General features: G+C 70.6%; 8 protein-coding genes and 1 riboswitch. Of the genes, 4 read left to right on the forward strand and 4 right to left on the reverse strand.

Annotated elements, in window-relative coordinates; translation table 11 throughout:
* Positions 1-384: 384 nt before the first annotated feature.
* From HMPREF0063_RS15080 to icmF, 3 genes are read right to left on the reverse strand one after another with little or no spacing between them, the layout of a single operon-like run.
* Positions 385-1275, reverse strand: a complete 891-nt coding sequence (locus tag HMPREF0063_RS15080) for a DUF5995 family protein (protein ID WP_007079567.1) — start codon at positions 1273-1275, stop codon at positions 385-387.
* Between the two features lie 54 nt (positions 1276-1329).
* Complete coding sequence (locus HMPREF0063_RS15085; RefSeq protein ID WP_007079568.1) at positions 1330-1827, reverse strand: thioesterase family protein; 498 nt, start codon at positions 1825-1827, stop codon at positions 1330-1332.
* Entirely contained in the window at positions 1824-5057 is a 3234-nt protein-coding gene (gene icmF / locus HMPREF0063_RS15090; protein ID WP_007079569.1) for a fused isobutyryl-CoA mutase/GTPase IcmF, read from the reverse strand. Before icmF ends, HMPREF0063_RS15085 begins: the two co-directional genes overlap by 4 nt.
* Positions 5058-5193: 136 nt before the next feature.
* On the opposite strand from icmF, the gene HMPREF0063_RS15095 reads away from it, so the two are divergent.
* Positions 5194-5694 (forward strand): MarR family transcriptional regulator, encoded by a 501-nt coding sequence (locus HMPREF0063_RS15095; protein WP_007079570.1) that lies wholly within the window; start codon positions 5194-5196, stop codon positions 5692-5694.
* 97 nt (positions 5695-5791) lie between these two features.
* Here the strand turns inward: HMPREF0063_RS15095 and HMPREF0063_RS15100 are convergent, their stop codons facing one another.
* Positions 5792-7696, reverse strand: coding sequence for an acyl-CoA dehydrogenase family protein (locus HMPREF0063_RS15100; protein ID WP_007079571.1), 1905 nt, complete (start codon positions 7694-7696; stop codon positions 5792-5794).
* Positions 7697-7787: 91 nt separating this feature from the next.
* Here HMPREF0063_RS15100 and HMPREF0063_RS15105 point away from each other — a divergent pair, with 91 nt between their 5' ends.
* From HMPREF0063_RS15105 to HMPREF0063_RS16870, 3 genes are all read left to right on the forward strand, one after another.
* Positions 7788-9041, forward strand: a complete 1254-nt coding sequence (locus HMPREF0063_RS15105; protein ID WP_007079572.1) for an NADH:flavin oxidoreductase/NADH oxidase family protein — start codon at positions 7788-7790, stop codon at positions 9039-9041.
* 176 nt (positions 9042-9217) lie between these two features.
* Positions 9218-9332, forward strand: a riboswitch (cobalamin riboswitch).
* A 72-nt stretch (positions 9333-9404) separates the two neighbouring features.
* Positions 9405-11003 (forward strand): S-layer homology domain-containing protein, encoded by a 1599-nt coding sequence (locus HMPREF0063_RS16410; RefSeq protein WP_007079573.1) that lies wholly within the window; start codon positions 9405-9407, stop codon positions 11001-11003.
* Positions 11003-11457, forward strand: a 455-nt coding sequence (locus HMPREF0063_RS16870) for a hypothetical protein (RefSeq protein WP_007079574.1), incomplete at its 3' end; no start/stop codon positions are given. The genes HMPREF0063_RS16410 and HMPREF0063_RS16870, both read left to right, overlap by 1 nt.

The raw sequence follows: 11457 nt of genomic DNA on the forward strand, positions 1-11457 counted from the left end.
CTCGGGCTTCGCCCTCACGGTCGCGACCATGCGTTCGCCAGCCCGAGGGACGAGGGCGTGAGCGCAGCGAGGCGAACCCCACGTGAGTGTCGCCTCGGGCTTCGCCCTCACGGTCGCTGCGCTCCCTGGCGACCGCAACCGTGTTCGCCAGTCCGCGAGGGACGAGCGGACGTGAGCGGAGCGAGGCGAACTGACGCGGGGGTCGCCTCGGGCTTCGCCCTCACGGTCGCTGCGCTCCCTGGCGACCGCAGGGGGTGTGGTTTCGAGGCTGCTCGTTCCTCGCAGCACCTCAACCACCGAGGATGCGCGACCCCGTGTTCGCCAGTCCGCGAGGGACGAGCGGACGTGAGCGGAGCGAGGCGAACTTCAGGCGACCTCGGGAGCTCAGCCGTGGCGGGCGGTGCAGAAGGCGTTGCGGTCACGGACTGCGCCCGGAGTGGTGCTGAACAGCGTCCGGTAGAGGGTCGCCTGGGTCGCGGCGTACGTCTCGATCTGGGCCCGCACCAGGAGCCGGGCGAGGGGGGTGCGGGCGAGGACGAGCGCCTCGGCGTGCCGCCAGACCATCTCGCGCCACCCCCGCATGACCAGACCCACGCCGAGGTCGTCGAGCCCGCCGATGTCGGCGTCGTCGAAGGTCGGGTCCAGCTCGGCGGCCTGCTCGGCGAACACCGGCTGGTACAGGCTGTCGAGGCGAGCGTTGAACGCGTTGTGGTCGGCCTTGTGCGAGACGCCGTCGGCGCCGGTCAGGCCCACCGCGGCCAGCAGGTACGGGAAGTCGCGGTTGATGTGGGCGTTCATCGCGAGCATGAAGTTGCCGAGCGCGGTGACCGACTGGTCGTCGGCAGCCTGCAGGGCGATCCGCCACGCCACGGGCACGAGGTGACGCCGGCCGGCGTGCCAGTGGTCGTAGGCCTCGAAGTAGTCCTCGGCGAACACCGCGTCCTGGTGGTGCAGCCAGGCCGGGTCGCGGTAGAGACCCTCGGCAGCGGCGTCCCGCACGTTCTCGGTGACCCGCAGGTAGGCCAGCGCGAACACCGCGTCGTGGTCGCACCGTGATCGCAGGTCGTCGTAGCGCGCCTGCATCTGCTCGATCGTGGCGTCGATGCACGCCGGGTCACCGTCGGCGCAGGCGGTCTCGGTGCTGGGCCGGTACGGCACGGGTGCCGGCGGCAGGATGTCGATCACCGGGTCGATCGGCGAGCGCGCCGCGGCGGGAGCGGTCAGCAGGCCGAGGCCCAGGGCGCAGGCCGCGACAGCGACGATGACACGAGTCATGGCTCGCATCCTAGGGTCATCCGTCCGGGAGGGGAAGGGCGGTGCGGCCGTCGCTCAACGGCGGATGCCCATCGCCCCGCACACCGGCGGCGCCCAGCCGGTGGCGTGCCGGGCCAGACGCTCGTCGAGGGCCGCCGCGACGTCGGCCGGGAAGTTCTCGGGCCGGCGGGTGTCCATGCCGACGTGCACCAGCACCGCCTCGAACGTGAACGCGAGCCGGTCGCGCGAGCGGTCCAGGATGTACGCCATGGCGTGCAGGGCCTTCGACGACCGCTCGACCAGCTGCACGTGCACCGACAGCTCGTCGTCCTGTCGCAGCTCGCCGAGGTACCGCAGGTGGTGCTCGGCGGTGAAGATCGTCAGGCGCCGGTCGTCGATGTAGGCCTGGTCCATGCCCGACTGGCCACAGACCCGACCGAGAGCCCGGGCGGCCAGCTCGAGGTAGTGGCCGATGTTCATGTGCTGGTTCTCGTCGAGGTACTCGGCCGGGACCGTCCGTTCGGTGACGGCCGGGAGCTCGAGGACCTGCTCGACGGTGGGAAAGGTGCTCACACGTTGCGACGGTACTGGCCGCCGACCTCGAAGAACGCCTCGGTCACCTGCTGCAGCGAGCACACCCGGGCGGCGTCCATGAGCACGGCGAAGACGTTGTCGCCGCGGATGGTCGCCTCCTTGAGACGGGCGAGGGCCTCGTCGGCCTCCGAGCGGTGCGTCTCCTGGTAGGTGTGGACGCGGTCCAGCTGGCTCTTCTTCTCGGCCTCGGTGGCACGGGCCAGCTCGACCGTGGGGGGCTCGGTGTCGGACTCGGGCTTGCGGAAGGTGTTGACCCCGATGATCGGCAGCGACCCGTCGTGCTTGCGGTGCTCGTACAGCATCGACTCGTCCTGGATGCGACCGCGCTGGTAGCCGGTCTCCATCGCCCCCAGCACGCCGCCGCGCTCGCTGATGGCGTCGAACTCGGCCAGCACGGCCGCCTCGACCAGGTCCGTCAGCTCGTCGGTGAGGAAGGCGCCCTGGGTGGGGTTCTCGTTCATCGCGACGCCCCACTCGCGGTTGATGATCATCTGGATCGCCAGGGCGCGCCGCACCGACTCGCTGGACGGGGTCGTGACGGCCTCGTCGTAGGCGTTGGTGTGCAGGCTGCTGGCGTTGTCGTAGATCGCGATGAGCGCCTGCAGCGTGGTGCGGATGTCGTTGAAGTCCATCTCCTGAGCGTGCAGGGACCGGCCCGATGTCTGCACGTGGTACTTCATCTTCTGCGACCGCTCGTTGGCGCCGTAGTTCTCCTTCATCGCGACCGCCCAGATGCGCCGGGCGACGCGACCGAGGACGGAGTACTCCGGGTCCATGCCGTTGCTGAAGAAGAACGACAGGTTGGGAGCGAAGTCGTCGATGTCCATGCCGCGGGCCAGGTACGACTCCACGTAGGTGAACCCGTTGGACAGCGTGAACGCCAGCTGGCTGATGGGGTTCGCCCCGGCCTCGGCGATGTGGTAGCCCGAGATGCTCACGGAGTAGAAGTTCCGCACGCCCTCGTCGATGAAGTACTGCTGGATGTCGCCCATCATCCGCAGGCTGAACTCCGTCGAGAACAGGCAGGTGTTCTGGCCCTGGTCCTCCTTGAGGATGTCGGCCTGCACCGTGCCGCGGACGTTCTTCAGCGCGAACGATCGCAGCTCGGCGAACTCGGCCTCGTCGGGCTCGCGCTCGTGCTCGGCGCGGAACTTCTCGACCTGCTGGTCGATGACGGTGTTGAGGAAGAACGCGAGCACGGTCGGGGCCGGCCCGTTGATCGTCATGGACACGCTGGTCGACGGCGACACCAGGTCGAACCCGTCGTAGAGGGCGCGCATGTCGTCCAGCGTCGCGACGGACACGCCGGACGTACCGACCTTGCCGTACACGTCGGGGCGGGGGTCGGGGTCGCGGCCGTAGAGCGTGACGGAGTCGAAGGCGGTCGACAGGCGGGTGGCGTCGCCGTCCTCGGAGAGCAGCTTGAACCGGCGGTTGGTGCGGAACGGGTCGCCCTCGCCGGCGAACATGCGGGCCGGGTCCTCGCCGTCGCGCTTGAACGCGAACACGCCGGAGGTGAACGGGTAGTGGCCCGGCAGGTTCTCGCGGCGCCAGAACCGCACGAGGGCGCCGTGGTCGGTGAACCGGGGCAGCGAGACACGGGGGATCTTCAGGCCCGACAGTGACTCGCGGGTGAGGCGGGTCCGGATCTCGCGGTCGCGGACGGTCACGACCATCTCGTCGCCGGAGTACTGCTCGACGACGTCCGGCCACGCCTGGACCTGGTCGGCGATCTCCGCCGGGACGGCCTTGCGGGCCGCGGCCAACAGCTCCTCGACGCCGGTCGTGTCGAGGTCGGCATCGCTCAGCTCGGCGGCCGTGGCCTCGAGTCGCTGGGCCCGGGCGGCGGCGTCGGCGAAGCGTTCGGTGTCGGCGTGGAAGTCGCGGACCGTCGCCGTGATCTCCGACAGGTAGCGCACCCGGTCGGCCGGGACGACCTGGCGGATGCCGCTGGAGTGCCGGACGTCGACGGCGGGCAGCACGCCCTCGGACACCGGCAGGCCACGCTCGGCCAGGGAGTCGCGCAGGTGCTGGTAGAGCGCGGTGACGCCGTCGTCGTTGAAGGTCGCGGCGGAGGTGCCGAACACCGGCATGTCCTCGGGGCGCTGGCCGAACGCCTCGCGGTTGCGCACCAGCTGGCGGCCGACGTCGCGCAGCGCGTCCTTGGCGCCGCGGCGCTCGAACTTGTTGATCGCCACGGTGTCGGCGAAGTCGAGCATGTCGATCTTCTCCAGCTGCGACGCCGCGCCGAACTCCGGGGTCATGACGTACAGCGAGGTGTCGACGAAGGGGACGATCGCGGCGTCACCCTGGCCGATGCCGGGGGTCTCAACCACGACCAGGTCGAACCCGGCAGCCTTCACGACGTCGATGACGTCGGCGAGGGCGTCGGGCAGCTCGTGGGAGCCGCGGGTGGCCAGCGAGCGGAAGTAGGCACGCTCACCGTCGAGGGAGTTCATCCGGATCCGGTCGCCCAGCAGGGCGCCCCCGCCACGACGCCGGGTCGGGTCGACGGCGACGACCGCGACCCGCAGCTTGTCCTGCTGGTCGACGCGGAACCGGCGCACCAGCTCGTCGGTGAGCGAGGACTTGCCCGACCCGCCGGTGCCGGTGATGCCGAGCACCGGGGACGTGTGGGCGGCGGCGGCCGCGCGGATCCGGCCCAGCTGGTCGTCGCTGAGGGACCCGGCCTCCGCGTGGGTGATGGCACGGGCGATCGCGGCCCGGTCCCCGGCGAGCACGGCGTCGACGTCGAGGGCGCCGGCGGCGGTCAGGTCGACGTCACAGTCCTTGACGACGGAGTTGACCATGCCGACGAGGCCGAGCCGCTGGCCGTCCTCGGGCGAGAAGATCGTGACGCCGGACTCGCGCAGGCGGGCGATCTCCTCGGGCACGATGACGCCGCCCCCGCCGCCGACGACGCGGATGTGACCCGCACCCTGCTCGCGCAGCGACTCCACGAGGTACTCGAAGTACTCGACGTGACCGCCCTGGTAGGACGACACGGCGATGCCCTGCACGTCCTCCTCGATCGCGGCGTCGACGACCTCCTTGACCGACCGGTTGTGACCCAGGTGGATGACCTCGGCGCCCTGGCTCTGGAAGATCCGCCGCATGATGTTGATCGACGCGTCGTGGCCGTCGAACAGGGCGGAGGCCGTGACGATCCGTACGGGGTGGGAGGGGGTGTGGAGGACCTGCTCGGACATGTCGACCCTGTCGATGGGAGCGCCGGGTGGCGCGTGCGGCTATTGCTAGGAACCACAATAGTTGGATGGCCGAGTAAATGGAACCCGCCGGTCCCGACTGCACGGCCACAGGCGGCGATCGTCCTACGATAGGGCGGTGACCGCGCCCCGTCGACTGCCGTTCGACCCGATCGAACGTGCGGGAGAGCTGTGGGAGGAGCGGGTCGGGCCCGCCGGTCCGATGCGGCTCGCGACCACCATCATGCGGGTGCAGCAGATCGTCGTGGCCACCCTCGACGCCACGCTCAAGCCCTTCGACATCACCTTCGCCCGGTACGAGGTGCTGCGGCTGCTGTCGTTCAGTCGCAGCGGTTCGTTGCCGCTCAGCAAGATCGGCGAACGACTGATGGTGCACCCCACCTCGGTCACCAACGCGATCGACCGGCTCGTGGCGGCCGGCCTGGTCGACCGGGCCGCCGACACCGCCGACCGTCGCCGCATCCTGGCGTCGCTGACCCCCCGTGGTCGCGAGGTGCTCGAGGGGGCCACGGCCGCGATCATGGCGATCGACTTCGGCGTCGGTGCGCTCGACGCGGCCGACCAGCAGGCGGCGTACGACCTGTTGCGCCCCGTGCGCGCCGTCGACTTCGAGGCCTGACCCCCGGGCGGTAGGTGGGCAACCCTTCCCGCCGCGCGGCGGTAGGTGGGCAACCCTTCAGCACCGGGATTCGGTACCTCACCTACCGCTCGGGCGGTCAGTCGAGGTCGTGCAGCATCGCGGCGCCGAGGCTCTCCTCGGGCACGCCGAAGCCCTCGATCAGGGTGAGCAGGTGCGGGCGCAGCTTGTCGAGCAGGGCGTTGATCTCCGAGGTCACGACCTTGGCGCGCTGGTCGGAGATCCGGTTGTGGCCCATGAACCAGGCCAGGTCCTCCTCGACCGTGCTCAGCGCGTACAGCGAGCACACGTCGCGCAGCAGGTCGGCCGCCTCCTCGTCCTCGCACCGGGCGATGCCGGCGGTGAACGCCTCGAGCACGATCCGGTCGATGTGCACCCGGCCGGCCCGGATCACGTGGTCCTGGGCGTTGTTGAAGATCATGAACGCCTCGGCGCTGTCGGACTTCGACGCCCGCTGCAGCCGCCGGGCCGCGGTCTCGAGCACGTGCTGCTCGCGGTCCTCGAACAGCTCCAGCTGCGTGCCGCGGTCCAGCAGGTCGTGCTCGTCGTCGCCGCCGGGGCGGGCGTCGATGAGCCGCTGGATCAGCTGGGACGCCGCCGTCCGCTCCCGCACCGTGTCGGTGAACGTGCTCGCCACGAAGCGGACCATGCCCAGCGGGTCGAGCCCGCCGACCTCCTTGGCGTAGGCGGTGAGCAGCTCCTTGGCGACCAGCTGCAGCAGCACGTGGTTGTCGCCCTCGAAGGTCGTGAAGACGTCGATGTCGCCGCGCAGCGTCGTGAGGCGGTTCTCGGCGAGGTAGCCGTTGCCGCCGCACATCTCGCGCGACTCCTGCACCGCCCGGGAGGCGTGCCACGTGTTCATGGCCTTGAGTCCGGCGGCGCGCCCCTCGAGCTCACGCTGCTCCTGCGGGTCGGGATCCTCGGTGGTCTGCAGGCGGTGCATGCGGGCGGTCAGCTGGTTCTGCGCGAACCGGTAGGCGTACGACCGGGCGATGAGCGGCAGCAGCCGCCGCTGGTGCATGCGGTAGTCGGCCAGCAGGATCTCGGTGCCCGGTTCGGGCCCGAACTGACGACGCTTGAGGGCGTAGCGGCCGGCGATGCTGAGAGCCACCTCGCCGGCGGCCCCGGCGGAGCCACCCACGCTCACCCGACCGCGGATCAGCGTGCCCAGCATCGTGAAGAACCGGGCGCCGGTGGCGTCGATGGGCGAGGAGTAGGCGCCGCCCTCGTCGACCTGCCCGTACCGGTTGAGCAGGTTCTCGCGCGGGACCCTCACCTGGTCGAACTGCAGCCGGCCGTTGTCGACGCCGCGCAACCCGCCCTTGTGACCGTCGTCGGAGGTCGTGACCCCCGGCAGGTCGTTGCCCTTCTCGTCGCGCAGCGGCACCAGGAAGCAGTGCACGCCGTGGCTCTCGCCCCGCGTGATCAGCTGCGCGAACACCGCCGCGATCGTGGCGTGCTTCGCGGCGTTGCCGATGTAGTCCTTGCGTGACGAGACCGTGGGCGAGTGGATGACGAACTCCTGGGTGCCCGGGTCGTAGGTGGCGGTCGTCTCCAGGTTCTGCACGTCGCTGCCGTGACCGGACTCCGACATCGCGAAGCAGCCGATCAGGTCCAGGTTGATGATGTCGGGGATCAACGCGTGGTGCTGCTCGGTGCCCAGGTTCTCGACGGCCCCGCCGAACAGGCCCCACTGCACGCCGGCCTTCACCATGAGGGAGAGGTCGAACTGCGCCAGCATCTCGATGCCGGTGACCGACAGCCCCGGATCGCCGGTGCCACCGTTCTCGGCGCGGAACCCGGCGGCCGGGATCCCGGTGGCGACCAGCGGCTTGAGCTGGGCGAACGAGCGCTCGCGCGCCTCGTCCATCGTGAGGTCGTGGTCGAACGCCAGGTCCATCTGGGCCAGGTCGACCCGGGACTGTTCACGGATGTGGCGCCACTTGCCGTCGAGGGCGATGCGGACTTCGTCGGACAGCGTCATGCCTCCACGCTACTCGCGCGGCCGCAGCCGCGCAGCGGTCCGCAGGCGCGGCCCGGTTGCTAGGCTGCGGCCGGAAAACCGGAGGTCCACCATGCCCACGTCCCGCACCCTCGGCGACACCGTCACCCTGCCCTGCGGCCAGCTGCTGCCCAACCGGCTGATGAAGTCCGCCCTCAGCGAGGCCCTCGGCGCGCCCGACGGTGCCCCGACCACCAAGCTCGAGCGGCTCTACTCCCGGTGGAGCGTCGGCGGCTACGGCCTGGTCGTCACCGGCAACGTGATGGTCGACCGTCACCACCTGGGGGAGCCGGGCAACGTGGTCGTCGAGGACGACCGGCACCTCGACCTCCTCGCGCACTGGGCGAAGGGCTTCGCCGACGGCGGCACCCCCCTGTGGATGCAGATCAACCACCCGGGTCGTCAGGCCCAGGCGCTGGCCAGCCGCCACCGGCCGGTGGCGCCGAGCGCGATCGCCTCGAACGTGCCGGGCTTCGTGCGGCCCCGGGCCCTGGAGTCCGACGAGATCGAGGGCATCGTCGAGCGGTACGCGACCACGGCGGCCGTCGCCGAGGCAGCGGGTTTCGACGGCGTGCAGATCCACGGCGCCCACGGCTACCTGGTCACCCAGTTCCTGTCCCCGCTGTCGAACCGGCGCGACGACGACTGGGGCGGCGACCCCGAACGGCGTCGCCGTTTCGTCCTGGAGGTCGTGCGGGCCGTCCGTCGCCGGGTCGCACCCGGATTCGCCGTCGGCATCAAGCTGAACTCCGCCGATTTCCAGCGGGGCGGCTTCACCGAGGAGGAGTCGCGCGAGGTCGTCCGCGCGCTCGTCGCCGAGGGCATCGACCTGATCGAGGTGAGCGGCGGCTCCTACGAGCAGCCGGCCATGATGGGCTCGGCGGTGCGGGAGTCGACGAGGGCTCGGGAGGCGTACTTCCTGGAGTACGCCCGCGACGTGCGATCGATCGCGGACGGCGTGCCGATCGCGGTCACCGGCGGGTTCCGCACCCGGGCGGCGATGGACTCAGCCGTCGCGGCCGAGGACTGCGACCTGGTGGGGCTGGGTCGGGGCACCTGCACCACGCCCGACGCCGCCCGGGATCTGCTCGTCGGCGGGGTGGAGCGGATCGAGGTGCAGTCGGTGCGCTTCGGGGGGCGCCGGGTGCTGGACAAGGTCACCGACCTCCGGGCGTTGGACGGAGCGCTGGACCTGCAGTGGCACACCGACCAGCTGCACCGCATGGGCGCCGGCCGCGAGCCCGACACCGGACGTGCCTGGTGGCGCACCGTCGGCTCGATGCTCGCCCGCACCGGCGTCGGCTCGCTCAAGCAGAAGCGCGGCTGACCCCCTCTCCCCCTCGCGAAATTACGGAGCCGGCACGGCAACTTGTCACTGGGCACGGCAGATCTGCCGTGCCCAGTGACAACGAGCCGTGCCGGCTCCGTAACTTCGCGGAGGGGGTGGGCGGGGGTGAGAGGGATGCGGGTGCGGCGGCCGGCCGGTGGTACGGTTCCGGCGACAACTCCATGCACGTCCGTGTCCAGGGGAAGCCGGTCCGAATCCGGCGCTGACCCGCAACCGTAGGCCGCCCTCGTGGCGGTGAGCCGGAACACCTGTCTCGGACGTCTGACTCTCCACGCTGTCGAGGACTACGAGCGCGGATGGATCCATCGGGTCCGTCCTGCTCAGCAGCGGGAAGGACCCTTGATGAAGATCACTGCACCCTTTCGGCGACTCACCGTCGCCGCCGTCACCGCGCCTCTGCTGGTGGCCGGACTATCCGCCCCTGCTCAGGCCGTCAACGACGAGTCCGACGCAGCGGCCTCCTGGTTGGCCGACCAACTGACCGATGGTCTGGTGTTCAACCAGCAGTTCACGTCCAACGACCTCGGCCTCAGCCTCGACGTCTACTTCGCGCTCGACGCCATCGGCGTGGAGGGTGCGGCGAAGGATTCGATCATCACGGCGATGGCGGACAACGCCGACACCTATCTGACCTTCGACACGCCGGGCGAGTTGTACGCCGGTGCGGCCGGAAAGCTCGGCACCGCCGTCATCGACAGTGGCGCGGACCCGCGGGCCTTCGGCGGGCGGGATCTGGTGGCCGACATCGAGTCGCGCGTGGCGACCGCCGGTGAGGACACCGGCCGTGCCACCGACCTCTCCGCCTTCGGCGACTTCTCCAACGCCATCGGCCAGTCCTGGGTCGTGAAGGCCCTGGTCGGCTCCGAGAGCGACTTGGCCGACGAGGCCGCCGGCTACCTCGCCGCACAGCAGTGCGCCGACGGCGGCTTCTCCTCCAACCTCAACGCCGCGACCTGCACGTCCTCGGTCGACTCCACCACCTTCGCCGTGGAGGGTCTGCTGGCCGCCGACCAGGCCGAAGTCGGTGACTTCGGGGATGTGGTCTCCGAGGCGGCCGACTACCTCGTCGAGGTCCAGGCGGCCGACGGCTCGTTCGGCAGCAACACCAACTCCACCGGCAAGGCGGCGCTCGTGCTGAGCAGCCTGGATCGCGAGCGGGCCGCCGTCGCTGCGTCGTCCTGGGTGCACCGGCTGTTCGTCGGACCTGACCTGGCTGATTCCGCACTGGGCGACGAGATCGGTGCGGTCGCCTTCGACGAGGCAGCGTTCGCCCTGGGTCTCCAGCAGGGCATCGTCGTCCCGACCCGTGACCAGTGGATCCGGGCCGCGGCCCAGGCCGCGCCTGCGCTCGACCTGGTCGAGGGCCAGGACCTGTACACCGACGTCCCTGCCTCGTTGACCTTCTTCTTCGAGATCACCTGGCTCTCCGCGACGGGCATCACGACGGGGTACGAGGACGGGACGTTCCGGCCGGCCGAGCCGGTGCTGCGTGAGCAGATGGCCGCGTTCCTGTACCGGTTCGCCGACGAGCCCACGGTCGAGCGTCCGGCGGAGTCGCCGTTCACCGACGTGTCCGAGGACGACACGTTCTACGACGAGATCATCTGGCTGGAGTCGACCGGCATCACCACCGGCTACGACGAGGCCGACGGCACCCGCACGTTCCGTCCGTCCCAGCCGGTGCTGCGTGAGCAGATGGCCGCGTTCCTGTACCGCTTCGACGAGCAGGACTTCGTCGACGACGACGGTGCGACGTTCACCGACGTGGCCCCGGCGTTCGAGTTCTTCGACGAGATCGAGTGGCTGGCCACGACCGGCATCACCACCGGCTACGAGGAGGCCGGCGACACCGTCACCTTCCGCGGCGCCCAGCCCGTCCTGCGCGAGCAGATGGCCGCGTTCCTGTTCCGCTACGACCAGTACCAGCAGTCCGACCTCTGATGCACGGCATCCTCGCGCGGCTGGCGGCGACCTTCCTGGTCGCCGCCGGCCTCACGGTCGTCGCGCAGGCTCCGGCGCAGGCCGCCGCCTGCCAGCAGGGGACCGGGGTGACCGTCGTCGTCAACGGCAGCGTCAGCTGCGTGTCCGGTGGCGGCGGGACGGCCGCGACGAAGTTCGGACAGGCGGGCCACACGCTCGCCGGCGTGCCCAACCAGCCCGGCGCGGTGTGCCGGGTGAACGGGTTCCCGGCGCCGGGTCAGCCCTGCTTCGAGACCAACGCCTACTGGGGGCTCTTCCACGCCAACGGCACCGGTGGTGGCTGGCAGTACGCCACCGTCGGCGCGTACAGCCTGAGCATCCCGGCTGGCGGCTGGGTCGCGTTCGTGTGGCAGGGCAGCGACAACCGGACCAACCCGTCGATGACGCCGGTGGGCCCGGCCCCCGCACCTCAGCC

The organism is Aeromicrobium marinum DSM 15272 (assembly GCF_000160775.2).
GTDB lineage: Bacteria > Actinomycetota > Actinomycetes > Propionibacteriales > Nocardioidaceae > Aeromicrobium > Aeromicrobium marinum.